This window comes from Betaproteobacteria bacterium, assembly GCA_016713305.1.
GTDB lineage: Bacteria > Pseudomonadota > Gammaproteobacteria > Burkholderiales.
In genome coordinates, this window is record JADJPK010000005.1 from 297603 (window position 1) to 324231 (window position 26629).

Annotated in this window: 15 protein-coding genes and 4 pseudogenes; 15 read left to right on the plus strand and 4 right to left on the minus strand. The window is 63.5% G+C overall.

Features of this window, described 5'->3' with window-relative positions:
- Complete coding sequence (locus IPK20_06330) at positions 1 to 618, minus strand: c-type cytochrome (GenBank protein MBK8016367.1); 618 nt, start codon at positions 616 to 618, stop codon at positions 1 to 3.
- Between the two features lie 146 nt (positions 619 to 764).
- Between IPK20_06330 and IPK20_06335 the strand changes: the two are divergent.
- Positions 765 to 1357 (plus strand): annotated as a pseudogene (locus IPK20_06335) (YihA family ribosome biogenesis GTP-binding protein).
- 195 nt (positions 1358 to 1552) lie between these two features.
- A pseudogene (gene hemB / locus IPK20_06340) lies at positions 1553 to 2566 on the plus strand (porphobilinogen synthase).
- Between the two features lie 18 nt (positions 2567 to 2584).
- On the opposite strand, the gene IPK20_06345 reads toward hemB, so the two are convergent.
- From IPK20_06345 to IPK20_06355, 3 genes are all read right to left on the minus strand, one after another.
- Positions 2585 to 3334, minus strand: a complete 750-nt coding sequence (locus IPK20_06345) for a flagellar brake protein (protein ID MBK8016368.1) — start codon at positions 3332 to 3334, stop codon at positions 2585 to 2587.
- A 66-nt stretch (positions 3335 to 3400) separates the two neighbouring features.
- On the minus strand, positions 3401 to 3991 hold the full coding sequence (locus tag IPK20_06350; protein ID MBK8016369.1) for a hypothetical protein: 591 nt from the start codon (positions 3989 to 3991) through the stop codon (positions 3401 to 3403).
- Between the two features lie 54 nt (positions 3992 to 4045).
- Positions 4046 to 6370 carry a penicillin-binding protein 1A gene (locus tag IPK20_06355; GenBank protein ID MBK8016370.1) on the minus strand — a complete coding sequence of 775 codons (2325 nt, stop codon included), beginning with the start codon at positions 6368 to 6370 and terminating at the stop codon, positions 4046 to 4048.
- A 223-nt stretch (positions 6371 to 6593) separates the two neighbouring features.
- Here IPK20_06355 and IPK20_06360 point away from each other — a divergent pair, with 223 nt between their 5' ends.
- The 13 genes and pseudogenes from IPK20_06360 (at position 6594) to IPK20_06420 (ending at position 26625) form a co-directional block, all read left to right on the plus strand.
- On the plus strand, positions 6594 to 7652 hold the full coding sequence (locus IPK20_06360) for a pilus assembly protein PilM (GenBank protein ID MBK8016371.1): 1059 nt from the start codon (positions 6594 to 6596) through the stop codon (positions 7650 to 7652).
- Complete coding sequence (locus IPK20_06365; protein MBK8016372.1) at positions 7649 to 8242, plus strand: PilN domain-containing protein; 594 nt, start codon at positions 7649 to 7651, stop codon at positions 8240 to 8242. The genes IPK20_06360 and IPK20_06365 overlap by 4 nt, the downstream gene beginning before the upstream one ends.
- A 5-nt stretch (positions 8243 to 8247) precedes the next feature.
- Positions 8248 to 8870 (plus strand): annotated as a pseudogene (locus IPK20_06370) (type 4a pilus biogenesis protein PilO).
- Positions 8870 to 9400: a pilus assembly protein PilP gene (locus IPK20_06375; GenBank protein ID MBK8016373.1), complete on the plus strand. Its 531-nt coding sequence runs from the start codon at positions 8870 to 8872 to the stop codon at positions 9398 to 9400. Before IPK20_06370 ends, IPK20_06375 begins: the two are co-directional and overlap by 1 nt.
- Before the next feature lie 11 nt (positions 9401 to 9411).
- Positions 9412 to 11544 carry a type IV pilus secretin PilQ gene (locus IPK20_06380; protein ID MBK8016374.1) on the plus strand — a complete coding sequence of 711 codons (2133 nt, stop codon included), beginning with the start codon at positions 9412 to 9414 and terminating at the stop codon, positions 11542 to 11544.
- A 122-nt stretch (positions 11545 to 11666) separates the two neighbouring features.
- Positions 11667 to 12251: a shikimate kinase gene (locus IPK20_06385; GenBank protein ID MBK8016375.1), complete on the plus strand. Its 585-nt coding sequence runs from the start codon at positions 11667 to 11669 to the stop codon at positions 12249 to 12251.
- Positions 12245 to 13333, plus strand: a complete 1089-nt coding sequence (gene aroB / locus IPK20_06390) for a 3-dehydroquinate synthase (GenBank protein MBK8016376.1) — start codon at positions 12245 to 12247, stop codon at positions 13331 to 13333. The genes IPK20_06385 and aroB overlap by 7 nt, the downstream gene beginning before the upstream one ends.
- Positions 13326 to 14447 (plus strand): deoxyguanosinetriphosphate triphosphohydrolase, encoded by a 1122-nt coding sequence (locus tag IPK20_06395; GenBank protein ID MBK8016377.1) that lies wholly within the window; start codon positions 13326 to 13328, stop codon positions 14445 to 14447. The genes aroB and IPK20_06395 overlap by 8 nt, the downstream gene beginning before the upstream one ends.
- A gap of 449 nt (positions 14448 to 14896) precedes the next feature.
- Positions 14897 to 19515 (plus strand): annotated as a pseudogene (locus IPK20_06400) (glutamate synthase subunit alpha).
- A 94-nt stretch (positions 19516 to 19609) separates the two neighbouring features.
- Positions 19610 to 21094: a glutamate synthase subunit beta gene (locus tag IPK20_06405; protein ID MBK8016378.1), complete on the plus strand. Its 1485-nt coding sequence runs from the start codon at positions 19610 to 19612 to the stop codon at positions 21092 to 21094.
- A 130-nt stretch (positions 21095 to 21224) separates the two neighbouring features.
- A complete protein-coding gene (locus IPK20_06410) occupies positions 21225 to 22286 on the plus strand; it encodes a uroporphyrinogen decarboxylase (protein MBK8016379.1) in 1062 nt (353 codons plus the stop codon).
- 315 nt (positions 22287 to 22601) lie between these two features.
- The gene (locus IPK20_06415; GenBank protein ID MBK8016380.1) at positions 22602 to 24779 is read left to right on the plus strand and encodes a primosomal protein N'; all 2178 of its coding nucleotides are present in this window, start codon (positions 22602 to 22604) and stop codon (positions 24777 to 24779) included.
- An 85-nt stretch (positions 24780 to 24864) separates the two neighbouring features.
- Positions 24865 to 26625 (plus strand): arginine--tRNA ligase, encoded by a 1761-nt coding sequence (locus IPK20_06420; GenBank protein ID MBK8016381.1) that lies wholly within the window; start codon positions 24865 to 24867, stop codon positions 26623 to 26625.
- Positions 26626 to 26629 lie beyond the last annotated feature (4 nt).

Sequence of the window (26629 nt, forward strand, 5' to 3'; positions counted from 1 at the left end):
CTACTTCAGGCCGGCCACGTACTCGGAAAGGGCGGAGATTTCCGCATCGCTGAGCTTGGCCGCGATGGCACGCATCATGGAATTCGCGTCGTTGGCTCGCTCGCCGGCACGGAAGGCCTTCAGTTGTGCGGCCGTGTATTCCTGATGCTGGCCCCCGAGGCGAGGATACTGGGCCGGAATTCCGGCTCCGGATGGCGAGTGGCATCCGGAGCACGCGGGGATGCCGCGGGCAGTATCGCCGCCCCGATAGAGCTTCTGGCCCTTCGCCGCGAGATCCTTGTCGCGGGTCCCGGCATGACGGAGCTTCTGCTGGCCGAAGAATGCGCCCACGTCATTCATCGATTCCGGGGTGAGCATGGCGGCCATCCCTGCCATGATCGGATTGGCCCGGGTGCCGCTCTTGAATTCCGCGAGCTGCTTGGCGATGTACTCGGGGTGCTGCTGCGCGAGGCTCGGATTGGTCGGAATCATGCTGTTGCCATCCGGCCCGTGACAGGCGGCGCACGCTGCGGCGGCCGCCTGGCCCTTCGCCGAATCTCCCTTCGCGGCGGCATGGGCGCTTACGGCTACCAACAGGGTCGTCGTGGCAAGACAAACGGCGATACGGGTGCGGGTCATGGAGTCCTCGAAGTAAGGCGTATTCGGTCGTACCGGCGGCCATGCATTGCCGCCGGGGCAGCCAAGAAACGGTCGGATTATCGAACAACCCGAAATTTTAGCGGATTTGCCCTGTGACCGAAGCTCGGCACGACACTGTCAATCCTCTGGCGCATGCCTCGTATTCAGCCAGCGCCCACGATCTGGCGCAATTGCCTTCGCCGTTCGGGCCCGAGGTAGCGTTCGCGGGCCGTTCCAATGCCGGCAAATCCAGCGCGATCAACGCACTGGTCGGACACAATCGGCTTGCGTTCGTCAGCAAGACGCCGGGACGGACGCAGATGATCAATTTCTTCGTGCTGCCGGGAGGCCGCTATCTGGTCGATCTTCCGGGATACGGGTATGCAAAGGTGCCTGAGGCCGAGCGAAAGCGGTGGGGTCACCTGATCGGCACCTACCTGCAGACTCGACCCAACCTCGCGGGTCTCGTCGCGATCATGGACGTCCGGCATCCCCTGACACCGCTGGATCGTCAACTCCTCGATTGGTTCTTGCCCGCTGGCCGGCCGGTGCATATTCTGCTGACCAAGGCCGACAAGCTGAGTCGGCAGCAGGCCGCCCGGCAGTTGGGGAGGTCAAACGGGAGCTCGAGACTCATGATCTCGTGTCGGTACAGCTGTTCTCGAGTCTGAATCTGGGGGGGGTCGAAGAAGCGCGGGCCATCATCGGGCGGTGGCTGGCTGCCATGCCCCTTCCATAAAAAGAAACCCCCGGAACCGGTCCGGGGGCAAGCCTTTGATCAGGCACCCGCTCAGGGAGGAGAAGCGGGAGACGTCACCGTCTGGTCTTTTGTACGTCGGCCATGAAATTAGTTCCGCCGCAGACTAATGGAGTTGCGGGCGTCTCCGTGTAGAGACGTCCGGCATTCGCTACCGAACCATTCGAGGATTCGCAGATGTCCCTGCCTTTGAGCTCATTTCCCACCAGACGCATGCGCCGCAATCGTCGTCATGACTTCTCTCGCCGTCTGGTACGCGAAACCACCCTGACGGCCAGCGATCTCATCTACCCCGTGTTCGTGATCGAGGGACAGAATCGGGTCGAGCCTGTCGGATCGATGCCGGGGGTGGAACGCATGACCGTCGACCGTCTGCTTCCCGTCGCGGAGCGCTGCGTCCGGCTGCGGATTCCGGCGATCGCTCTCTTTCCTGTCGTGGATGCGTCGCGAAAATCGCCTCTTGCAGAAGAGGCGTATCACTCCGATGGACTTGTCCCGCGGACCGTGGCGGCGCTCAAGAACCGTTTCCCGGAGTTGGGTGTCATCACTGACGTCGCTCTGGATCCCTATACGAGTCACGGGCAGGATGGACTGCTGGACGCATCCGGGTATGTCATGAACGACGAGACCATCGAGGTGCTGGTCCGGCAGGCGGAATGCCATGCCGCGGCGGGTGTGGATATCGTGGCACCCTCGGACATGATGGATGGCCGGATAGGGGCCATCCGGAATCATCTCGACTCCGCGGGCCACCAGATGGTTCGAATAATGGCCTATTCCGCGAAGTACGCCTCCAGCTTCTACGGGCCGTTCCGCGACGCCGTCGGCTCGGCAGGCAATCTGGGTGGTGGCAACAAGTACACCTATCAGATGGATCCCGCCAACTCGGACGAGGCGCTGTGGGAAGTCGGGTTGGATCTGCAGGAGGGTGCGGACATGGTCATGATCAAGCCCGGCATGCCCTACCTCGACATCGTCCGCAGGGTGAAGGACGCCTACGGGGCGCCGACGATGGTCTATCAAGTGAGCGGCGAATACGCGATGCTCAAGGCGGCCGGTGGCAACGGCTGGATCGACTAGAAGAAATGCGTGATCGAGAGCCTTCTCTCGTTCAAGCGGGCGGGAGCCGACGCGGTGCTTACCTACTTCGCGCTGGAGGCGGCCGCCTGGATGGAGGCGGGCGGAGTCTGAAGCCGCAAGCGGCCGGTGTCATCCCAGTTTGGACTTGCGCTCCCGCTCGAGCCGGATGATGTAACGCTGAATCACGGTGTCGGTGCCGGGCGGGACATTGACGAACATGCAACCGACGCGGCGGGTGACCCTCTGGTCTCGCAACGGGATATCGACCACGTTTCGCACCTGCAAGGTGACGGACAGCACGCCCAGTTCCGGCAGAGTGATGGTGCAGCCGGCGAACTCGGTACCCACTTCGACCGGGACTGATTCCGGAAATCCCGTCAGTCCCACGCCCCCAAGGCTGATATCGAACAACGGCACCACCACCGGCTTCTGGTTCTCGACGGGAATGGTGCACTTCACCGGGCGCAGAACCGGAGTTTCTGCTCTGAAGAACTCTCGCCGCTGAAACTTGAGGAGCCTGGGGGGAAGGGGAATGTACAGGGCGGGCCTGCCCTCGAATTCGGCGAGCTTGCTGCGATCCACTTCCCAACGGATCTTGATCTTGTCGTGCCGGCTTACGAAGGCGATGCGATCGGAACTGGCGAGTCTTCGGTTGAGCCCGTCGTCCTTGGCTGCGTCCACCACGCAAATTCCGTTCTGGAGGTCCACGGCGAGCAGGCCGTCACGAACGATTCCCTGCCGGCATTGAAGTGGGCCGTCACGATCTCCGGCCATCATCGCGCCGCGGAGAATGAAGCCGATTTCCACCCGGGAGTGGATCAGAAACCGGGATTCGTCTTCCTCGGGGACGAGCTTCTTGTCTGGCGTAGTGGATTCCATGTCTGCTAAGGCCGTCTCCCGCAGCGGAAAGACAACCAAGGGGATTTCGGCAGCGAGACCATTAAGTTAAGGCGCGGTCCTGTCTGCATTTGGAGACAGAGTCTGCTCGAGCCACGGGGCCCGGACTCGTTCTATGGGGCGGCTGTCTTGCGATGAACGAATCGAATGCCGGCTGTCTCTACGCGAGAACACCGTGAGTCGCGTACCCGCCTCGTCGTCGGAGGAAAGCTCGTAAACCGGTACCACTCGGGTCTCGCCGGCCACAGTGAATCGGCCCTCCCTCGGCTTGAAGACGATCCGGTTGTTGATCAGGAACATCTCGAGTTCCTTCGGGTCATCGGTGAATAGATGCAGATCGATGTCCGAATACCGCCCCGCGCTGCCGGACAGGACCGGCCCGACGAGATGAGGGTCGAATGCCGCCAGGCGCCGCATTGTCCGCAGCGCGGCGACCCGGAGTTCTTCCAGCCGTTCTGCCTGCTCCCCTGCCTGATAGAGCTGCTGATACTCCTTGAGTGCCTGCTCTATCTCCTCGTTGTCTGGCAAATTCCGCGTGTCGGGGGCGCCAGTCTGCCGGGCTGCCTTCCGCTTGGCCAGGCCATAGTCATCGATTCCGTCCTCCGCCATCAGGCGGGCTGCAGCCTGCGCTATTCGCATCCGCATTTGCCGTTGATTGTGGGAGTCGCGTGGCATGGTGAAGGATGTCGCGTATCAATAGAGTTGGTCGTCGACCTCGTCGTGCTTGCCGCGCCGCTTTTCGGAAGGCTGTGTTGCGGCATCGTCGTCCGGGGGCAGATTCTCCTGGAAAAAGTACTCCGGGACCGAATCCGTCCCCCGGTCGTCGCGCAACCCCGTGTGCGGGTTGACCTGGGCCGCCACGACCCCCTCGGGCGCCACGGCGGGTTCGTCGGGAAGACCCTTCAGGGACGTTTCCATGTACGACATCCAGATGGGCAGCGCGGCCGCGGCACCGGTTTCGCTGGAGCCGAGGGATTTGGGGTTGTCGTACCCGACCCACGCGATGGCGACGAGTTTCGGATTGAAGCCGGCAAACCAGGCATCCCTCTGGTCGTTGGTCGTCCCCGTCTTGCCGGCAAGGTCCGTGCGCCCCAGCTTCATGGCACGGGCTGCCGTCCCCCCCCTCACCACATCCTGCATCATGCTGGTCATGAGAAAGGCGTTCCGGGCATCGATGATTCGAGGCGCCGCATCTCCTGCCCGGGCGGGCCTGGACTTCTGGATGACCTTGCCCTTCCCGTCGGTGACTCGATCGATGTAGTAGGGCGAGACCAGGAACCCGCCGTTCGCGAACGTCGCATACCCGGCCGCCATCTGGAGCGGCGTGACCGATCCCGCGCCGAGCGCCATGGTGAGATAGGGGGGAATCAGCTTTCGCTCGAAACCGAAGCGAGCCGCATAGTCCTGGGCATATTGAGGTCCGATTGCCTGAAGGATGCGGATGGAGACCATGTTCTTGGATTGCGTGAGCGCCGTTCGCATGGTGATTGGCCCGTCGAACTCGCCGTCGAAGTTCTTCGGCTCCCAGACCGCCGAACCCGTCTCCGTGGCGTCGAAGCTGAGGGGGGCGTCGTTGATGATGGTCGCCGGAGTGAACCCCTTCTCCAGTGCGGCCGAATAGACAAAAGGCTTGAAGCTGGATCCCGGCTGCCGATAGGCCTGGGTGACATGGTTGAACTGGTTGCGGCCGAAATCGAAGCCTCCCACCAGCGCACGGATTGCACCGGAGTTCGAATCCACGGCAACCAGCGCCGCTTCAACCAGCGGCAATTGGACGACCTGCCAACGGCCATCGTCATCCTTGGTCACGCGCACCAGAGCACCGCGACGCAGTCGCCTTTCGGCTGGCGCCTTGTCTCCGAGCATGCGCTGCGCGAACCGCAATCCTTCACCTGCCACGCTGACGCGCCCGATGCCCTTGGCGAACAGGACCATTCCCTCCCGGTTCAGCTGCAGCACGAGGGCCGGATAGATCCCGTCCGAACTGCTCTCGTCACCGAACAGTTCCTCGATCGATTCGTCGGTGGCGCCTGACGGGATCTCCATGTATCCCTCCGCACCCCGGTAACCGTGCCGCCGGTCGTAGTCGAGCACGCCTCTGCGCACCGCGGCATAGGCAGCGTCCTGATGCTGACGGGATATCGTCGTGTGAACCCGCAGTCCCGAGGTGTAGGCGTCTTCCTTGAACTGGTCATACACGGTCTGGCGAACCATTTCCGTCAGATAGTCCGCGCGGGTGGCATACGACTGACCTTCCCGACGGACTTCGACCGGCGCATCGACGGCCGTTCGATGCGTTTCTTCGTCGATATATCCGAGGGCCAGCATCCGCTTGAGCACGTATTCCTGCCGTGTCTTGGCCCGCGAGGGATTGGCCACGGGGTTGAATGTGGACGGCGCTTTCGGCAGGCCGGCAAGCATCGCCTGTTCGGAAACGTTAAGTCTCGCCAGAGGTTTGCCGAAATAGGTCTGTGCGGCGGCCGCGAACCCGTAGGCCCGTTGTCCGAGAAAGATCTGGTTGATGTAGAGCTGAAGAATCTGGTCCTTGGAGAGGTTGTGCTCGATCTTGAACGCCAGAAGTGCTTCGTTGAACTTGCGCGTGAAGGTCTTTTCCTTCGTCAGGAAGAAGTTGCGCGCGACTTGCATGGTGATCGTGCTGGCGCCCTGGCGAGCGCCGCCATGCATGAAATTCGACAAGGCCGCCCGTGCGACGCCGATGTAGTCGACGCCGCCATGCTCGTAGAAGCGTTCGTCTTCAGCAGCGATGATGGCTTGCACCATGGTCTTGGGCACATCGGCGATGGAGACGAGCGCCCGCCGTTCCTCGCCGAACTCGCCGATGAGTTCCCCCTCGTGGCTGAAGACCTGGAGGGGGATCTTGGGCCGGTAGTCGGTGAGCACCTCGAGGGAGGGCAGGCTCGGGTAGGCCACGACGGTGGCATAGCCGAGGAGCAGCGCGGCCGCCACGGCCATGGACATGATCAGGAAGAACGGGAAGAACCACCAGCGAAGCAGCATGGGCCGATTTTTTGCTTGGGCGCCTCGGCTGGAAGCAATTTCCGGGGCGGAAGCAGGATTATAAGGGCCTCTGCGGTCAAGCCGGTGCCGTGTCTTGATTTCTCAAGCTTGATTTGTAGTTGCGACTCGTATCTAATGTGAATTAGGCGCAAATTGGCGTAACTCGCCCATGCTCAAGGGAAAAATTGATTTCTCGGCCGTGTCCCAGTTCCTCACGGAACTGATGAAGCCCAAGACCCCGCCATTGATCGGAGTGGACATCAGTTCCTCTTCCGTGAAGCTGGTGGAACTGGTGCCCGCAGGGAAGGGTCGCGTGCGACTGGAGCGCTATGCCATCGAGCCGCTGCCGAAAGATGCGGTCGTGGACGGCAACATCATGAATCTGGAGGAGGTCGGCGAAGCCCTCAAGCGCGGCTGGAAGCGGCTCAACTCCATGATAAAGAATCTCTCGATGGCGCTGCCGTCCGCTGCCGTGATCACGAAGAAGATCGTGGTGCCGGCCGGACAGAGCGAAGAAGACCTCGAGATGCAGGTGGAGACGGAGGCGAACCAGTACATTCCCTTCGCTCTCGAGGAGGTCAATCTGGACTTCCAGATCCTCGGGCCTTCGATGACCAATCCTGAAGAAGTCGAGGTGCTCATCGCAGCTTCCCGCAAGGAAAAGGTCGAAGACCGGGTCGCGGTCGCGGAGTCCCAGGGCCTGAAGGCCGTCGTCATGGACATCGACTCCTTTGCGGCTCAGACGGCCTTCGAACTCATCGAATCGCAGTTGCCCGAAGGCGGTGTCGATCAGACGATCGCCCTCGTCGATGTGGGCGCGACGATGATGAACATCAACGTCCTGCGCAATCGACAGTCGGTGTACTTCCGCGAGCAGCCGTTCGGCGGCAATCAGCTGACCCAGGAGATCCAGCGCGTGTTCGCGCTGTCGGCCGAGGAGGCGGAGAACGCCAAGCGCAACGGTGGATTGCCCGAGAACTACGAGACCGACGTACTGCGGCCGTTCATGGACACGCTGGCACTCGAGGTCACGCGGGCGCTGCAGTTCTTCTTCACGTCGACGCAGTACAACCAGGTCCACCACATCGTTCTGGCCGGGGGGTGCTCCACGATTCCCGGGCTCGACTCGGTCGTCTCGCGGCGCACCGGCGTGAACACGTTCGTCGCCGATCCGTTCAGTGCCATGGACAAGTCGTCGCGCATCAAGGAGCGTCAGCTTTCCATGGACGCCCCCTCGTTGCTGGTCGCCTGCGGTCTCGCCATGCGGAGATTCGATCCGTGATCCCAATCAACCTACTACCGCACCGAGAGGAGCGGCGGAAGGAGCAGCGCAAGCGCTTCGCGATCATGGGCGCCCTCACCCTCGGCCTGGGGGTGGTGATCGTGTTCGCGGTGCACACCTATTTCGCGAACCAGATCGATTACCAGATGGGGCGCAATCAGTTCCTGGACGGCGAGATCGCGGTCCTGGATAGGCAGATCGAGGAAATCAAGAAGCTCAAGGAACAGACGCAGGCGCTGCTCGAGCGCAAGAAAGTCGTCGAGTCCCTGCAGTCCAACCGTTCGGAAACCGTGCGTCTGCTCGACCAGCTCGTGCGGCAGATCCCCGACGGCGTGCATCTGAAGGCCGTCAAGCAGATCGGGCCCAAAGTCACCGTCACCGGATATGCAACATCGAATGCGCGAGTTTCGACGCTCATGCGCAACTTCGAAGCGTCGCCCTGGTTGGAAAGCCCGGGGCTCATCGAGATCAAGGCGGTCACGGTGGACAAGCAGCTGCAGAATGAATTCAGCCTCAACGTGAACCTCACCCGGGAAAAGCCGCCGGAAGCCGTTGCCGCGCCGGCAGGCAAGAAAGCGCCGAAGGGTTAGCCAACATGACACTCGACGATCTGCAGCGGCTCAACTTCAAGGACATCGGCAACTGGCCGGTGCTCCCGAAGCTCGGCGCCCTGGTCATACTGCTTCTGGCCATCATCTTCCTCGGCTTCTGGTTCGACTGGCGCGCGCAAGCGGACACTCTCGAGGCCGAGCGCCAGAAGGAACAGGACCTCCGGCAGAAGTTTCTCGAGCGCAAGACGCAGGCGATCAACCTGGATCTCTATCGCAAACAGCTCTCGGACATCGAGCAATCGTTTGGCGCGATGCTGAAGCAGCTTCCCAACAAGTCGGAGATGGAAGCGCTGCTCACCGACATCAACCAGGCGGGTCTCGGCCGGGGCTGCAGTTCACGCTATTCCGTCCGGCGCCCCAGGAAACGATGTCGGAGTTCTATGCCGAGCTTCCCATCACGATCCGCGTGACCGGCGCCTATCACGACATCGGTTCGTTCGCGAGCGACGTCTCGCAGCTTTCCCGGATCGTCACCTTGAACGACATCGCCCTGTCGGTGGACAACGGCGAGATCGCGATGGACGCGACCGCCAAGACCTATCGCTATCTCGATGAATCCGAGGTGGCCGCCCAGAAGAAGAAGGACAAGCCGGGAGCCAAGCCATGATGCGTCTTTGGCCCTTGTCGGCGCTGGTGTTCGTCCTCGCCGGATGCGGCACCGAGGAATACCAGGACCTGCGGCAGTTCGTGAACGATTCCGGCAACAATCTTCGGGGACGCGTCGATCCGCTGCCGGAGGTGAAGCCCTACGAGCCCTTTGCCTACGAAGCGTTCGATCTGCAGGATCCGTTCAAGCCGCGCAAGCCCGAGAATGCGGACAAGAACGCAGGAGAGCGCCCCTCGCAGGCCAGCGATCTGCGTCGCAAGGAAGCGCTGGAAGCTTACCCGCTCGAGAGCCTGAAGATGGTCGGCACGCTGCAGGACAAGAGCAAGAAGATGTTCGCCCTCGTCAAGACGCCGGAAAACAACTTGTATCAGATCAAGATAGGCAACTACCTCGGCCAGAACTTCGGAATCGTCACGATGATCACCGAGACGTCGGTCACGTTGAAGGAAGTATTCCAGGACACGTCCGGCGTATGGTCGGAGCGCACGAGCAGCCTGCAGCTGCTTGATGAAGAGGAGTCGAAGCAATGAGGACCTCGTGGATGGCACTGAGCCGATTCCTTGCCGCAGCAGCGGCTCTCCTGCTTTATGCCAACAGCGGCATGGCGGCGAAGGATGCCCCTGAACCGGGCATGAATTCGATCGAAGCCATCGACGTTCTTTCCGGGCAGGGCGGTCGCGTCGTAGTGAAGGTGAAGACGCGTGACGCGCTCGCCAATCCGCCGGTCGCCTTCACCGTGAACAATCCTCCGCGCATTGCGTTCGATTTCCCCGGAACCGCAAACGGCCTCGGGAAGAGCACGCAGGAAGTGGGAAACACGGAACTCCGTTCGGTCCGTCTCGGGCAATCCGGCGGGCGTACGCGTGTCGTGCTGAACCTGACCCGGCCCGTCAAGTACGAGACCCAGATGGACGGCAAGACCTTCGTGATCTCGCTTCAGGCCGGAGGAGGCCCCGCCGCCGCGTCCGCCAACGAATCGACGCATTTCGCCCAGGGGCGCAACAACGTACAGCACTCGCTTCTGAACATCGACTTCAGGCGCGGCAAGGCAGGCGAAGGTCAGGTCGTCGTCGAGATGGCCGACAGCACGACCGGCATCGACATTCGCCGCCAAGGCAAGTCGATCGTCATCGATTTCATCCAGGCTGAAATTCCGTCCAACCTGCAGCGCCGGTTGGACGTGACGGACTTCGCCACCCCGGTGGAGATCGTCGAGGCATCCAAGCAGGGTGGCAATGCGAGGCTGATCATCTCGCCCAAGGGCAACTGGGAGCATTCCGCCTACCAGACGGACAACCGCTTGATCGTGGAAGTGAAGACCATCGTCGAGGATCCCACCAAGATCGGTGCCGCCTCGGGCCGCGGGTACACGGGTGACAAGCTGTCGCTCAACTTCCAGAACATCGAAGTACGTGCCGTGCTGCAGGTGATCGCAGACTTCACCGGCCTCAACATCATCACGAGCGACACCGTGGGTGGCAACCTCACCCTGCGGCTGAAGGATGTTCCGTGGGACCAGGCACTGGACATCATCCTCCAGGCCAAGGGCCTGGACATGCGCAAGAACGGAAACGTGGTGTGGATCGCACCGCGCGATGAGCTGGCCACCAAGGAGAAGCTTGCCCTGGAGGCGCAGCAGCAGATCCAGGAACTGGAACCGACGAGGACCGAGAGCTTTCAGCTGAACTACATGAAGGCGGAGTCCTTCCAGAAGATCGTTTCGGACCAGAACCAGCGCCTGCTCTCCAAGCGTGGCAGCGCCGTGATCGATCCTCGGACCAACACGCTGTTCGTCCAGGACACACCCGGAAAGCTCGAGGAGATTGCCGCCCTCATCAAGAAGATCGACATTGCCGTGCGTCAGGTCATGATCGAAGCGCGCATCGTCGAGGCAACCGACACGTTCGGACGTTCTCTCGGTGCCAGGCTGGGCACGATCACCACCAACGGTTCGGGATTCCAGCCCTTCGGAGGCGATCGCGCCAGGATGTTCATCGGCGGCAACGTCCGAAGCGTCGGTGTCCAGACCGGGCAGGCGGAAGACTATGCCGGGAGCTTCTTCCCCGATTCCCTTGCCGTGAACCTGCCAGCTCCGGGCCTGGGCGCCGCGAGCGGAACGCCTGGCGCCTTCACGTTCACACTCTTCAACCCCAGCCAGACCCGCTTCCTTAACCTCGAACTTTCCGCCCTCCAGCTCGATGCACGCGGCAAGCTCATTTCCAGCCCGCGCGTGATCACCGCCGACAACATCGAGGCGAACATCGAGCAGGGGACGGAAATTCCGTATCAGACGGCCACGGCGTCGGGTGCGACAAGCATCAGCTTCCGCAAGGCGACGCTGTCGCTCAAGGTGAAGCCGCAGATCACGCCCGACGACAACGTGATCATGCGGCTGGATGTCCACAAGGACAGCATCGGCGTGACCACCAATGCCGGCCCGGCCATCGACACCAAGCAGGTCACCACTGAGGTCCTGGTGGAGAACGGCGGCACGGTGGGGATCGGCGGCATCTACACACAGGACGAGACCTCCCAGGTCAGCAAGATCCCGCTCCTGGGCGATATTCCCATTCTCGGCTTCCTGTTCCGGAACGAGCGCCGTTTCAACGATCGCCGCGAGTTGCTGGTGTTCGTGACGCCGCGCATCCTCAAGGACAATCTCACCGTCCGCTAGACTGCGGGCCAGGATCGCCGGCGAAAACCCCGGGGGCAAGTCCCCGGGGTTTTCGCTTTTCTGGAGCGCGACTGTGGCGCAGGCGCTCGGGTGGCAAGGGTGGAACCAAGTAGAATCGCTGGATGACCACCTCCCCCTTCAGACGCCTGCAGCCCGCCGCGGCCGTCCCCGGCAACGTGTTTCTCGTCGGACTGATGGGGGCCGGCAAGACTTCCGTGGGCCGATTGATCGCGAAGCGCCTTGGCAAGCAGTTCCTCGACTCGGATCACGAGATCGAAGCGCGCACGGGCGTGAAGATCCCGGTCATCTTCGAGATCGAAGGAGAGGCCGGTTTTCGCCAGCGCGAGGCGGCGATGATCGATGAGCTCACGCAACTCGACGGGATCGTTCTCGCGACGGGCGGCGGAGCGGTGCTGAACCCGTCCAACCGCAGGGCGCTCCACGAGCGCGGATCGGTCGTCTATCTTCGCGCCAGCGTGGATGAACTGTGGAACCGCACCCGGCGCGACAGGAACCGTCCTCTGCTTCAAACCGCAGACCCCCGCGGCAGGCTCGCCGAACTCATGGCCATCCGGGACCCCCTCTACCGGGAAGTGGCGCATCTCATCATGGACACTGGGAGCCAGAGTCTCCGGACGCTGGTCAACCGGCTGGAATCCGCCCTGGTGCGGAAACTCGAAGTCACACAGGAGCAGCCAGGGTGCTGACGACCGTTGTCGGGCTGGGCGACCGGGCCTACCCCATTCACATCGGGGCTGGCCTGCTTGCCAAGCCCGAACTCGTTCTTCCCCACCTGCCGCAGAAGCGCGTGGCCGTCGTGACGAACGACACGATCGCGCCGATCTATCTCGAGCAGTTCACCGGTGCCCTTCAGGCAGCCGGTGTGGTCGTGCTTCCCATCGTGGTGAAGGATGGCGAAGCGTTCAAGACCTGGGACACGCTGAACGAGATCTTCAATGCTCTGCTAGCTGCACGCTGCGAACGCAAGACGACGCTCATTGCGTTGGGTGGCGGTGTCATCGGCGATCTCACCGGTTTTGCTGCGGCCACCTTTCTCCGGGGGGTGCCCTTTCTGCAGGTGCCCACGACGCTGCTTTCGCAGGTGGACTCCTCGGTCGGCGGCAAGACCGGCATCAATCATCCCCTCGGCAAGAACATGATAGGGGCGTTCTACCAACCGACGGCGGTACTGGCGGACATCGGAACTCTCGACACGCTGCCCGACCGGGAACTCTCGGCGGGGCTGGCTGAAGTCATCAAGTATGGTGTGCTCGGGGATGCGGCTTTCTTCGCCTGGCTCGAAGCCAACATCGACCCGTTGCTGCGGCGCGACCGTGCCGCCCTCGCGCATGCCATCGAGCGATGCTGCCGGAACAAGGCCGACATCGTCGAGGAGGATGAACGCGAGACCGGGCGGCGGGCCCTGCTCAATCTCGGGCACACGTTCGGGCACGCCATCGAGGCGGCACTCGGGTTCGGAACCTGGCTGCATGGTGAGGCGGTCGCTGCCGGAATGGTGCTGGCCGCCCGCGCTTCCCGTGAACTGGGCCACTTGCCGGAGCGGGAGGTCGCCCGCATCGAGGCGATTCTCGAGCGGGCGAGGCTGCCGGTCAACGCGCCGGGACTTCCGCTCGCACAATGGCTCGATCTCATGGGGCACGACAAGAAGGTGGAGGGCGGGAAGCTGCGATTCGTGCTTCTGCGTGCTCTGGGGGACGCCTATGTGGATGGGTCCGTGCCCCCCGACGTGCTCGCGCGGGTGCTCTCCGCCCGCGCCGCGAATGGCTGATCTGGCTCCCTACGCAGCGCGCCCCGACGTCTCCAGGGGGCGGCGCGTCGCCGAAGCGCCTGCGGCGGGACGCGGCGAGTATCAGCGCGACCGCGACCGCATCGTTCACTCCACCGCATTCCGCCGTCTCGAATACAAGACCCAGGTCTTCGTGAACCATGAAGGGGATCTGTTCCGCACCCGGCTCACCCATTCCATCGAGGTCGCCCAGATCGCGCGCTCGGTCGCACGCAATCTCGGCCTGAACGAGGACCTCGTGGAGGCGGTGTCCCTGGCGCACGACCTCGGCCACACACCGTTCGGCCATGCGGGGCAGGACGCGCTGAACGAGTGCATGCGGGATCACGGGGGATTCGAGCACAACCTTCAGTCGTTGCGGACGGTGGACTATCTGGAGACTCGCTACGCCGAGTTCGACGGGCTCAATCTGACCTTCGAGACGCGCGAGGGAGTCCTCAAGCACTGTTCGATCAAGAATGCGGCGCAACTGGGCGACGTCGGCGAGCGGTTTCTCAAGAAGCGCCAGCCCGGCCTGGAAGCCCAGCTCGCCAACATCGCCGACGAGCTGGCGTACAACAATCACGATGTGGACGACGGGCTGCGCTCCGGCCTGCTGGACCTCGAGACCCTGTCCGGCGTCGGCATCTTCCGCAGGCACATGGACGAGGTCACCCTCCGCTATCCGGATCTCCAGGACCGGCGGCGGGTTCACGAGACGATCCGCCGCATGATCAACACTCTTGTGTCCGATCTCACCTCCCAGAGCCGCGCCGCCATAGCCGCCGCCGCGCCGGCAACCATCGACGACGTTCGCGCGGCCCCGCCTCTCATCGGGTTCAGCGCCGCGATCCGGGACGAGCAGCAGGAACTCAAGGTGTTTCTGCGCAAGCACCTGTACCAGCACTACCGCGTTGCGCGCATGGCGGCCAAGTCCAAGCGCATCGTTACCGAACTGTTCGCCGCGTTCGCGGCGGACACCCGGCTTCTTCCTCCAGAATTCCAGCGGCGGGCCGAATCCGACGGAATGCGAGCCATCGCCGACTACATTGCCGGCATGACCGACCGGTACGCCATCGCGGAGCACCGGCGGCTCTTTGCCATCGAATCGATCTAGGGAAGGCCCAAGACCTGGGCTGCCCTGCATTCCTGGGCCCGTCCGGCGGATGGGAGCGCCAGGGCAGTACGGGGTTCGAAGTACGAGGGTCTGCACGACCGGTGGCGCTGCCGCACGAGGAGCCATCTCGCCCGCGGTCCAGCGGGAAGATCCGGCCGGATGCAGTGACGGCCTCGATGCGGACCGGATGCACTTTCATGGTGCTGCCACGCCGGCCATGCCTGCCGGCTCACATCAAAACTCTTGAGTCATCGGCAAGACCGCGCTCTCGCCCGGTTGAAGCCCCCGGGCCTTGGGGTTAACATTTCGCCCCTTGCCCTCAGAGAACGCGAGCCTGTCAAGGCGTGAGGGACCCCCCCGCATCCGCGCATCCGGGGGGGGCGCGCGAGCCCAAGCAGAAGACCGAGAGGTACACCGTGGTTGAGTCCTTCCCGCCGAGCCAACAGGGGTTGTATCACCCCCATAACGAGCACGACGCCTGCGGCGTGGGTTTTGTCGCCCACATCAAGGGACGAAAAAGTCACGAAATCGTCGCGCAGGGCCTCCAGATTCTTCGCAATCTCACCCATCGGGGGCGACGGGCGCCGATCCGCTCGCCGGCGACGGCGCCGGTATTCTTCTCCAGTTGCCCCGTGCGTTCTTCCGCGAGGAGTTGAAGTCGCGCGGCATCGAGCTTCCCCCGCTGGGCGAGTACGGCGTGGGCATGGTCTTCCTGCCGCAGGAGCCGGCCAGCCGGCTGGCTTGCGAGCAGGAGATCGAGCGCGCAATCCGCGCAGAAGGGCAGGTGCTGCTCGGCTGGCGCGATGTGCCGCGCGACCAGTCGGTCCTCGGCGAGTCGGTCAAGCGCATCGAGCCGGTCATGCGGCAGGTGTTCATCGGGGCCGGGAGCAATGTCACGGTGACCGATGCGCTCGAGCGCAAGCTCTACGTGATCCGCAAGCGTTCCGGACATGCGATCCAGTCCCTCAAGCTTGCGCATGGCAAGGAGTTCTACGTTCCCTCCATGTCGGCACGCACCATCGTCTACAAGGGCATGCTGCTGGCCGATCAGCTGGGGAACTACTACCTTGACCTGCGGGATCCGCGGGTGGTTTCGGCCCTTGCACTGGTGCACCAGCGCTTCTCGACCAACACCTTCCCGACCTGGGACCTCGCCCATCCGTTCCGGCTGATCGCCCACAACGGCGAGATCAACACGCTGCGTGGCAACGTCAATTGGCTGCGTGCCCGTGAAGGTGCGATCTCCTCTCCGGCACTGGGCAAGGACCTCGACAAGCTCTGGCCGCTCGTCTATCCGGGGCAGTCCGACTCGGCGTCGTTCGACAATGCGCTCGAACTGCTGGTGATGAGCGGATACTCGATGTCCCACGCCATGATGATGCTGATTCCCGAGGCGTGGGAGAAGCACACGCTGATGGATCCCAACCGCCGCGCGTTCTATGAATATCACGCGGCCATGATGGAGCCCTGGGACGGTCCCGCGGCGGTGGCCTTCACCGATGGACGCCAGATCGGTGCCACTCTGGACCGCAACGGATTGCGTCCTGCCCGGTATTTCGTGACGGACGACGACCATGTCGTGATGGCATCCGAAACGGGTGTCCTGCCCATTTCCGAAGACCGCGTCGTCAAGAAGTGGCGCCTGCAGCCCGGCAAGATGTTCCTCGTGGATCTGGAGCTTGGCCGGATCATCGACGACAAGGAGCTCAAGGACCAGCTGGCGGCTGCCAAGCCGTACCGGGGCTGGATCGACAGCATCCGGGTGAAGCTCGACGACATCGCGGAGCCGAACGTCGAGCTGCCCGTGGCGAGCGTGCCTCTGCTGGACCGCCAGCAGGCCTTCGGCTACACGCAGGAGGACCTCAAGTTCCAGCTGCTGCCCATGGGCAGCAATGGTGAGGAATCCATAGGTTCCATGGGCAACGACAGCCCGCTGGCCGTGCTGTCCGACAAGAACAAGACGCTGTACCACTACTTCAAGCAGCTCTTCGCGCAGGTGACCAATCCGCCGATCGATCCGATTCGCGAGGAATTGGTCATGTCGCTGGTGTCGTTCGTCGGCCCCAAGCCGAATCTGCTGGGCATCGACGAAACGAATCCCCCCATGCGTCTCGAGTTGTCGCAGCCTGTCCTCGACTTCGCGGACATGGAGAAGATCCGGCACATCGCTGCGCACACGGACAACAAGTTCCGCGCGTACGAAATCGACATCTGCTATCCCGTTGCCTGGGGCAATCAGGCCATCGAGGCGCGTCTGGCGAGTCTTTGCGCCGAGGCCGTGGATGCGGTCCGCTCGGGGTACAACATCCTGATTCTGTCGGACCGCAAGGTGAGCGCGGAACGCGTTGCCATTCCCGCGCTGCTCGCCACATCGGCCATTCACCTGGATCTCGTCAACCGCGGGCTGCGAACCTCCGCCGGCCTGGTGGTCGAGACAGGGTCCGCACGGGAAGTGCACCACTTTGCGCTGCTCGGAGGTTTCGGCGCCGAGGCGGTGCACCCCTACCTCGCCCTGGAAACGCTGCAGGTTGCGCAGGACGGGCTGCCGGCCGACATCGCGGGCGAGAAGGCCGCGAAGAACTTCGTCAAGGCGGTGGGCAAGGGGCTCATGAAGGTCATGTCGAAGATGGGCATCTCGACCTACATGTCCTACACCGGCGCGCAGATCTTCGAGGCGGTCGGGCTGGCCAGCACTCTTGTCGACAAGTACTTCACGGGAACAACCTCGTCGGTGGAAGGCATCGGCGTCTTCGAGGTGGCGGAAGAAGCGATCCGCATGCACCGCAGCGCCTTCAGCAGCGATCCCGTGCTGGCCGGTGCACTGGAAGCAGGCGGCGAATACGCTTTCCGGATCCGCGGCGAAGAACACATGTGGACGCCGGATGCGATCGCGAAACTCCAGCATTCCACGCGCGCCAACTCCTACGAGACCTACCAGGAATACGCACGGATCATCAACGATCAGTCGCGGCGCCACATGACCTTCCGCGGGCTCTTCGATTTCCGCGTGGACCCGGATCGTTCCGTTCCGCTGGAAGAAGTGGAACCCGCGAAGGAGATCGTGAAGCGATTTGCGACTGGTGCCATGTCGCTCGGCTCCATCTCGACAGAGGCGCATTCGACGCTCGCCGTTGCGATGAACCGCATCGGCGGCAAGTCCAACACGGGTGAAGGAGGCGAGGATCCCCGGCGATTCACGCCGGTGAAGAGCGGTGAAACGCTGGCGTCGCGGCTGGGCAAGGACCGCGTCGCGCGCGACATCGAGCTCAAGGAAGGCGATTCGCTTCGCTCCAAGATCAAGCAGGTCGCCTCCGGACGGTTCGGGGTGACGGCGGAGTACCTGGGTTCGGCCGACCAGATCCAGATCAAGATGGCCCAGGGCGCCAAGCCCGGAGAAGGCGGGCAGTTGCCCGGTCACAAGGTCTCCGAGTACATCGCGGAACTGCGGTTCTCGGTGCCTGGCGTGGGGCTCATCTCGCCGCCTCCGCATCACGACATCTATTCCATCGAGGATCTGGCGCAGCTCATCCACGACCTGAAGAACGCCAACCCTCGGGCGTCCATCAGCGTGAAACTCGTGTCCGAGATCGGCGTGGGTACGGTGGCAGCGGGTGTGTCCAAGGCCAAGTCGGACCACGTGACCATTGCGGGGCACGACGGCGGAACCGGGGCGTCGCCCTGGTCGTCGATCAAGCATGCGGGCACGCCCTGGGAACTCGGGCTTGCCGAAACGCAGCAGACACTGGTGCTGAACAAGCTGCGCGGAAGGATCGCCGTACAGGTCGATGGCCAGATGAAGACCGGCCGCGATGTCGTCGTCGGTGCGATGCTCGGCGCGGACGAGTTCGGCTTTGCCACGGCCCCGCTGGTGGTGACCGGCTGCATCATGATGCGCAAGTGCCATCTCAACACCTGTCCCGTGGGCGTTGCGACGCAGGATCCGGAACTGCGCAGGAAATTCCGCGGTCAGCCCGAGCACGTGGTGAATTACTTCTTCTTCGTTGCCGAAGAAGTGCGGTCCTACATGGCGCAGCTGGGCATTCGCCGCTTTGACGATCTCATCGGCCGGTCGGATCTTCTGGACATGAAGGCAGGGATCGATCACTGGAAGGCGAGAGGGCTCGACTTCAGCAAGGTCTTCTATACCCCGGCCGTGAGTGCCGAGGTGGCTCGCAGGCACGTCGAAACACAGGATCACGGGCTGGAGAAGGCACTCGACCACAGGCTGATCGAGCTGGCGGGGCCGGCCCTCGAACGCGGCGAGAAGGTGGCCATCGACATGCCGATCCGCAATCTGAACCGGACGGTGGGCACCATGCTTTCGTCCGAGGTCGCCCGCCGCTACGGGTTGGCCGGCCTGCCCGACGATACGATTCACGTGAAATTCGCGGGTTCCGCGGGTCAGAGTTTCGGCGCCTTCCTTTCGCGCGGGATCACGCTCGATCTCATCGGCGAGGCCAACGACTATGTGGGCAAGGGGCTGTCCGGCGGACGCATCGTGGTGCAGCCTTCACCCAAGTTCCGCGGGGACCCCACCCAGAACATCATCGTGGGCAACACCGTCATGTACGGAGCGATCGCGGGTGAAGCCTATTTCCGCGGGGTGGGCGGCGAGCGCTTCTGCGTGCGCAACTCCGGTGGAGTGGCGGTGGTGGAAGGGTGCGGGGACCACGGGTGCGAGTACATGACGGGCGGAACCGTGCTGGTGCTGGGAATGACCGGCCGCAACTTCGCGGCAGGCATGTCCGGCGGCATCGGATACGTGCTGGACGAGGACGGTTCGTTCAAGTCGCGCTGCAACCTGTCCATGGTCACACTCGAACCGGTGCTGACGGAATCGGAACAGGAAGCCAGGCTCTCACGTGACCTGTGGCACCTTCAGACCTCCGACGAGGCGGTGCTCAAGCGTTACGTCGAGAATCATGCCCGCTTCACCGGAAGTGCGCGGGCACAGACGATTCTGGACAGCTGGAACGAGTGGCGCCCCCGTTTCGTCAAGGTGTTCCCGAACGAGTATCGCCGTGCGCTGGGAGAACTCGCGCAGAAGAACGGCAAGATCGCAGCCTGATCCGCAGACACCAGAAGGCCGCGGGCGAAAGTCCGCGGCTCCCTCCGCGAGCCTCCGGCGGACGGCACCACATCACTGAAGACTGACAAAGACGATGGGCAAGATCACCGGTTTCATGGAGTTCCAACGCCTCGCCGAGGCCACCGAAACGAAGGATGCGCGGCTCAAGCATTGGCACGAGTTCGTCGGCCACCTCAAGGACGACGAGGCAAAGCTCCAGGGGGCGCGCTGCATGGATTGCGGCATTCCGTTCTGCATGCAGGGCTGTCCGGTGAACAACATCATTCCGGACTGGAACGACCTGGTCTACAAGCAGAACTGGCAGAGCGCGATCGCCACGCTGCATTCGACGAACAATTTTCCCGAGTTCACCGGCCGCATCTGTCCTGCTCCCTGCGAAGCGGCCTGTACGCTGAACATCAACAACGACGCCGTCGGCATCAAGTCCATAGAACACGCGATCATCGACAAGGCTTGGGAGATGGGCTGGGTGGTTCCGCAACCGCCCGTCCGCAAGACAGGCAAGCGCGTGGCAGTGGTGGGCTCGGGGCCTGCGGGGCTCGCCTGTGCTCAGCAACTCGCCCGCGCAGGTCACGCCGTCGTGGTGTTCGAGAAGAACGACAGGATCGGCGGACTGCTCCGCTACGGCATTCCCGATTTCAAGATGGACAAGCACCACATCGATCGCCGCATGGCGCAGATGCAGGCGGAAGGTGTTGAGTTCCGGCCCGGCGTGCTGATCGGCGCCTTGCCTTCCGACACCAAGGTCGGCAATGCAGCGACGGAGACGATCCCGGCTGAACGCGTCCTTGCGGACTTCGACGCCGTGGTGTTGTCCGGCGGTGCAGAGCAGTCGCGCGATCTGCAGATTCCCGGCCGACACCTGAAAGGCGTTCATTTCGCGATGGAGTTCCTGCCCATGCAGAACAGGGTGGTCGCGGGGGACAAGGTCAAGGATCAGATTCTTGCGACGGGCAAGCACGTCATCGTCATCGGCGGGGGCGACACGGGTTCCGATTGCGTCGGCACCTCCAACCGTCATGGCGCCAAGTCCGTGACACAGTTCGAACTGCTGCCGCAGCCCCCGGAGCAGGAGAACAAGCCGCTGACCTGGCCTTACTGGCCGCTCAAGCTGCGCACCTCTTCCTCGCACGAAGAAGGCTGTGCGCGTGACTGGGCAGTCTCCACCCGCGAATTCAAGGGCGAGAATGGTCAAGTGACCGGTCTCGTGGCGGTTCGCGTCGAATGGAAGAAGGACGCAGCGACCGGTCAGATGAAGATGCAGGAAGTGGCCGGCAGCGAGTTCGAGCTGCACGCAGATCTGGTCCTCTTTGCCATGGGCTTCGTTTCGCCCGTCGCCACCGTGCTCGAGTCGTTCGGCGTGGAGAAGGACGGTCGCGGCAACGCGAAAGCAGTGACGGAAGGGTCGGGTAGCTATCGCACCAGCGTTTCCAAGGTGTTTGCCGCCGGCGACATGCGCCGGGGCCAGTCGCTGGTGGTCTGGGCCATCCGGGAAGGTCGCCAGTGCGCGCGCGCAGTGGACGAATTCCTGATGGGAAGCAGCGAGCTGCCTCGGTGATCCGGTCTGCTCCGCCGCACACCGGCATGGCGGAGCAGCATCGACCTCCGGGGACTCTTTCGGACATCCCCGTCCGCGACATTCCGAATCCCCCAACTTCCGTCACCCGTTGATGCGGGTGCCTGCTCCCATGTCACGTCCCAAGAACGACACGTTTCTTCGCGCCCTGCTCCGGGAGCCCACCCCCTATACGCCGATCTGGATCATGCGTCAGGCAGGTCGTTACCTTGCAGAGTACAACGCCACGCGTGCACGGGCGGGCGATTTCCTCTCGCTGTGCCGCAGCCCCGATCTCGCGACCGAGGTCACGCTGCAGCCGCTCGCGCGGTTTCCCCTCGATGCCGCCATATTGTTCTCCGATATCCTCACGATCCCGGACGCAATGGGACTGGGCCTGTACTTCGCCGAAGGCGAGGGCCCCCGCTTCGAGCGGCCGCTGCGTGAGGAGTGGGAGATCAACGATCTTTCGGTGCCGGATCCATGGGATCACCTGCGGTATGTCATGGACGCGGTGTCGCAGATCCGAAAGGCGCTCGACAACACAGTCCCGCTGATCGGCTTCTCCGGAAGCCCGTTCACGCTTGCCTGCTACATGATCGAGGGACAGGGCGGCACCGACTTCGAGCGCGTCAAGACGATGCTGTATGCGCGCCCGGATCTCCTGCACAAGATTCTCGGAATCACCGCCAAGGCGGTCATCGCCTACGTGAATGCGCAGATCGAAAGCGGCGCGCAGGCGGTCATGATCTTCGACACATGGGGCGGCGCCCTTTCCGAAGCGTCCTATGCGGAATTCTCGCTGCAATACCTGCATCAGATCGTGCAGGAAATCACCCGGACGCGTGACGGCCAGCGGATTCCCAACATCCTCTTCACCAAGGGCGGCGGCCTGTGGCTGGAAAGGATGGCGGCCACCGGATGCGATGCCGTGGGGCTGGACTGGACCATCGACATCGGGGCGGCGCGAGCCCGGGTGGGCACCCGCGTGGCGCTCCAGGGTAACCTCGATCCTTCCATTCTCCTGACCGATCCGGACACCGTGCGACGCGAGGCCCATAAGGTGCTCGCCGCCTACGGATCCGGCAGCGGCCACGTGTTCAACCTCGGTCACGGCGTATCACGGCACACACCTCCGGAAAACGTGGCGGCGCTCGTGGATGCCGTCCACGAGCAGTCCAGAAACTATCATTAGTCGAGGTTCGCCCGGGCGAACGGCCAACTTATGCACAAATTGGGAGCGTGGTCGCGCACTTGCGTGCCGTTATCCAGATGGAATGCCCGGTTTGTCGTGCACCTCGTTGATTTCTGGTAATAAAGTGGTAGCGGTCGGACTGGGTTGCGCAATCCGGAAAGGAACGCGCTTGACATTTGCCGGCGGGGCCTATCAACAGATTTATCCACAGCAATGATCGATCACGAAAACATCTTGCCGGCCATAGGGTTCCACGTCGCATGTGACGCAATTCCGTAGCTGTCGAGGCTAACCCGCTGATGCCAGGAAACCCGGATGACCATTCTTCGCGTGGCCCTGGATGTGCCCGTCGATGAGCTGTTCGACTACACCGAACCACCGGAAGGCAGGGCCACGCCGGGCGAACTGATCGTCGTGCCCTTCGGCCGGCGTCGCGCCGTAGGGGTGGTCGTCGAAACGGCTGAGACGACTTCCGTTTCGCCCGACAGGCTCAAATCGCCTCTCCGGCTCTTGCGCCATCTGCCGGCGCTGCCTGCCGACTTTCTCCATCTGGCGTCCTTCTGCAGCCGTTACTACGCGCACCCTTTGGGGGCCACGCTGCATACTGCGCTGCCCACGGCGCTGCGCAGGACATCGAGCCGTTCGGTCAACCGCTCCACCTGGTACGTTCTGACCGATTCGGGGCGGGCGGTCGAGCCGGACGCGATTTCTTCCCGGTCGATCGCCCAACGGAGCCTGCTGGCGCTGCTGCGCTGCAACGGCACGGTCTCCCGGTCGCAGGTCGAGACGATGGGAGAGACCGGGCAACGATGGCTGCGCGAATTCCTCAAACGCGGTTGGGTACAGACAAGCGATGCGCCTGCCTCGGTCCCGGAGTCCGGCCCGGTGTTCGCGGAGAGCGGACCGATACTCGTGCAGTCGCAACAGGAGGCGGTCGCACGAATCGCAGCCAGCCTCGACAGCTTCGCTCCCACGCTTCTTCACGGGGTGACAGGCAGCGGCAAGACAGAGGTCTACCTTCGGGTCATCGAGGAAGTCCTGTCGCGAGGCCGCCAGGCCCTTCTGCTGGTCCCCGAAATCAATCTCACGCCCCAGCTCGAGGCGCGCGTCAGCGATCGTTTCGGCCGTGACAAGGTGGTGGCGTTGCACAGTCATCTTGCTGACGGAGAACGTTGCGAGCGGTGGCTGACGGCGGCAAGGGGGGAGGCGGCCATCGTGATCGGGACGCGCCTCGCTGTATTCACCCCGATGCCCCGCCTCGGACTCATCGTCGTCGACGAGGAGCACGACCCGTCGTACAAGCAGCAGGAAGGATTGCGTTACCACGCGCGGGACGTGGCGATCTTCCGCGCCCGCGAAAAAGGGATTCCCGTGGTGCTGGGTTCGGCCACACCTTCCATGGAAAGCTGGCGGCATGCGTCGACCGCCCGCTATGTGCTGCTGAGGCTTCCTCAGCGTCCTCGCAGTGCGGCCCCGGTGATTCGTCTGGTCGATTGCCGCGACCTGGGACAAGGAGACGGAATCTCGCCAGTCCTTGGCGGCGCCTTGGCGCGTACGCTGGAGCGGGGCGAGCAGTCGCTCGTCTTCCTCAACCGGCGCGGATACGCGCCGACCCTGTTCTGCCACGCGTGCGGATGGGTGGCGCCCTGCAGCCGCTGCAGCGCCCGTCTGACGGTCCACCTGAGCGCCGGAAGACTGCGCTGTCATTACTGCGGGCACGAAGAGGCGATCGCCCGCCATTGTCCCAGTTGCGGAAATCAGGACTTGCTGCCCGTCGGTGCGGGGACACAGCGCCTGGAGGCGGCCCTGGCAGCGCGTCTTCCCGGTGCTCGCATTGCCCGTGTCGACAGGGACAGCACGCGGCAGAAGGATGCCTTCAACCGGCTGCGCGACGACGTGGAAGAGAACAGGCTGGACATTCTGGTGGGAACGCAGATGCTCGCCAAGGGTCACGACTTTCCGAGGCTGACGCTGGTCGGCGTCGTGGATGCCGACGCCGCGCTGCTTGCCGCGGATTTTCGGGCCGAGGAACGTCTGTTCGCCCTGCTGCTTCAGGTTTCCGGCCGCGCGGGCCGGGCAGGTCTGCCGGGGGAAGTCCTCGTGCAGACCCGCATGCCGGATCATCCGCTCTATGCAGCGCTGGTGAAGCAGGATTACGCTGCTTTTGCCGAGCAGCAGCTGGCGGTCCGCGAACGGATGTCCTTCCCTCCGTTCTCCCATCAGGTCCTGTTGCGGGCGGAGGCCGGCGACCAGTCCGCGGTGTTCGAGTTTCTGGACTCCGCCGCCGCCCTCGCACGGCAGCTGGCGCCGGGGGTGAGTGTCTACGATCCGGTGCCCGCGTGGATGGCGAAGCTCGCCGGAAAATGGCGCGGCCAGCTGCTGGTCCAGAGCGCGGAGCGTGCTCCGCTCCATCGACTGCTCCGGAGCTGGATTCCGCAACTCCAATCGCGCCGCGTACGCTGGTCCGTCGACGTGGATCCGCTGGATTCCTGACATGCGGGCCCGCGGGGAATCGGTCGTGGTGACAGGGACCGGAGCAAACCCGCGGCTATAATCCAGCGCTTTGCCGGTTGAGCCCATGTCCGCAGCATCCACCCCTCTCGACGCCAAGACCCATCTCGCGGAGCTGTTCCGGACAGCGCTGGAAGTCGTTGCACCCGAAGCGGCCGCGACTTCAGTCACGCTCGAGCGTCCCAAGTCTTCCACCCACGGGGACTACGCCTGCAACGCGGCCATGCAGCTTGCGAAGGCGCTCAAGAAGAATCCCCGGCAGATCGCGCAGAGCATCGTCGACCAGCTTCCCGATTCACCCTGGGTGGAAAAGGTCGAGATCGCCGGGGCCGGTTTCATCAATGTCTTCCTGCGCCCGCAGGCGCGCTGCCAGATCGTGCGCCGTGTCCTGGCGCTGGGCGAGACCTATGGCGTCGGCACCTTCGGCAGGGGGCGCAAGATCCAGGTGGAGTACGTCTCCGCCAATCCGACGGGCCCTCTGCACGTCGGGCACGGGCGCGGGGCCGCTTACGGAGACAGTCTGGCCAACGTGCTGAAGGCCGCAGGCTTCGACGTGTTCCGGGAGTACTACGTCAACGACGCCGGACGGCAGATGGATATCCTGTCCGTGTCCGCCTGGGTGCGGTATCTCGAACTGTTCGGTCCCACCGTTCCGTTTCCCGCCAACGGTTATCAGGGCGACTATGTCCGCTTGCGTGCCGAGGAGCTGAAGGCGCTCGATGGCGACCGTTTCGTGCGCTCGCCGCAGGAAGTGGCGACGGGGTTGCCGGCCGCGGACGACACCGACGAGGACGCGGTGGAGGTGCGCATGGACGCCCTCATCGAGCGGGCCAAGCATCTGCTGGGCGACGACTTCGGCCACCTCACGCGGCAGGTGCTGGAGCGGCAGCTCGACGAGATCCGCGATGTGTTGGGGCGCTTCGGCGTGCGGTTCGACATGTGGTACTCGGAAAGATCGCTCTTCGAGTCCGGCCGTGTCGCCGAGGTACTGGATCTGCTGGAAAGCCGCGGGCACCTTTACATGCAGGATGGGGCGCGGTGGTTCCGATCCACCGCCTTCGGCGACGACAAGGACCGCGTGGTCCAGCGGGAGAACGGTCTCTACACCTACTTCGCCTCCGACATTGCCTATCACCACGACAAGATCGTGCGCGGCTTCGAGCGCGTCATCGATGTCTGGGGGGCGGATCACCACGGATATATCCCGCGAGTGAAGGCGGCCTTGCAGGCCTTGGGCCACGATCCGGAAACGCTGGAGGTGCCGCTCATCCAGCTCGTCGCCCTGTTTCGCGGCGGAGAGCCGGTCAAGATGGGCAAGCGAAGCGGCAGCTTCGTCACGCTCGAGGATCTCTTCGACGAGGTGGGCGTCGACGCCACGCGTTACTTCTATCTGGCGCGCAAGTGCGATCAGCACCTGGATTTCGACCTGGATCTCGCCAAGTCCCAGAGCAACGACAATCCGGTGTACTACATCCAATACGCCCATGCCCGCGTGTGCAGCGTGATGCAGCAGTGGGGGGGCGACGAGGCGTCGCTTGCGGACACCGATCTTCTGCCGCTCGCCGCCCCGCAGGAGGCTACGCTCATGCAGCGACTGCAGGACTATCCCGACGCGGTGGAAGCCGCGGCGCGCGATCTCGCTCCGCACGCGCTGGCCTTCTACCTTCGCGATCTTGCGGGCGAGTTCCATAGCTACTACAACGCGACCCACTTCCTCGTTCCGGAGGAAGAACTGCGTCTGGCACGGCTTGCCCTGGTTGCGGCCGTGCGTCAGGTGCTGCGAAATGGCCTCGTCCTCCTGGGCGTGGGCGTCCCCGAGAAAATGTGAGCCT

Excerpts from the sequence above, each read along its gene's own strand:
- IPK20_06330 (MBK8016367.1), bottom strand. The coding sequence starts at position 618 with ATGACCCGCACCCGTATCGCCGTTTGTCTTGCCACGACGACCCTGTTG.
- IPK20_06345 (MBK8016368.1), bottom strand. The coding sequence starts at position 3,334 with ATGGAATCCACTACGCCAGACAAGAAGCTCGTCCCCGAGGAAGACGAA.
- IPK20_06350 (MBK8016369.1), bottom strand. The coding sequence starts at position 3,991 with ATGCGAATAGCGCAGGCTGCAGCCCGCCTGATGGCGGAGGACGGAATC.
- IPK20_06355 (MBK8016370.1), bottom strand. The coding sequence starts at position 6,370 with ATGCTGCTTCGCTGGTGGTTCTTCCCGTTCTTCCTGATCATGTCCATG.
- IPK20_06360 (MBK8016371.1), top strand. The coding sequence starts at position 6,594 with ATGAAGCCCAAGACCCCGCCATTGATCGGAGTGGACATCAGTTCCTCT.
- IPK20_06375 (MBK8016373.1), top strand. The coding sequence starts at position 8,870 with ATGCGTCTTTGGCCCTTGTCGGCGCTGGTGTTCGTCCTCGCCGGATGC.
- IPK20_06380 (MBK8016374.1), top strand. The coding sequence starts at position 9,412 with ATGGCACTGAGCCGATTCCTTGCCGCAGCAGCGGCTCTCCTGCTTTAT.
- IPK20_06385 (MBK8016375.1), top strand. The coding sequence starts at position 11,667 with ATGACCACCTCCCCCTTCAGACGCCTGCAGCCCGCCGCGGCCGTCCCC.
- IPK20_06395 (MBK8016377.1), top strand. The coding sequence starts at position 13,326 with ATGGCTGATCTGGCTCCCTACGCAGCGCGCCCCGACGTCTCCAGGGGG.
- IPK20_06405 (MBK8016378.1), top strand. The coding sequence starts at position 19,610 with ATGGGCAAGATCACCGGTTTCATGGAGTTCCAACGCCTCGCCGAGGCC.
- IPK20_06410 (MBK8016379.1), top strand. The coding sequence starts at position 21,225 with ATGTCACGTCCCAAGAACGACACGTTTCTTCGCGCCCTGCTCCGGGAG.
- IPK20_06415 (MBK8016380.1), top strand. The coding sequence starts at position 22,602 with ATGACCATTCTTCGCGTGGCCCTGGATGTGCCCGTCGATGAGCTGTTC.
- IPK20_06420 (MBK8016381.1), top strand. The coding sequence starts at position 24,865 with ATGTCCGCAGCATCCACCCCTCTCGACGCCAAGACCCATCTCGCGGAG.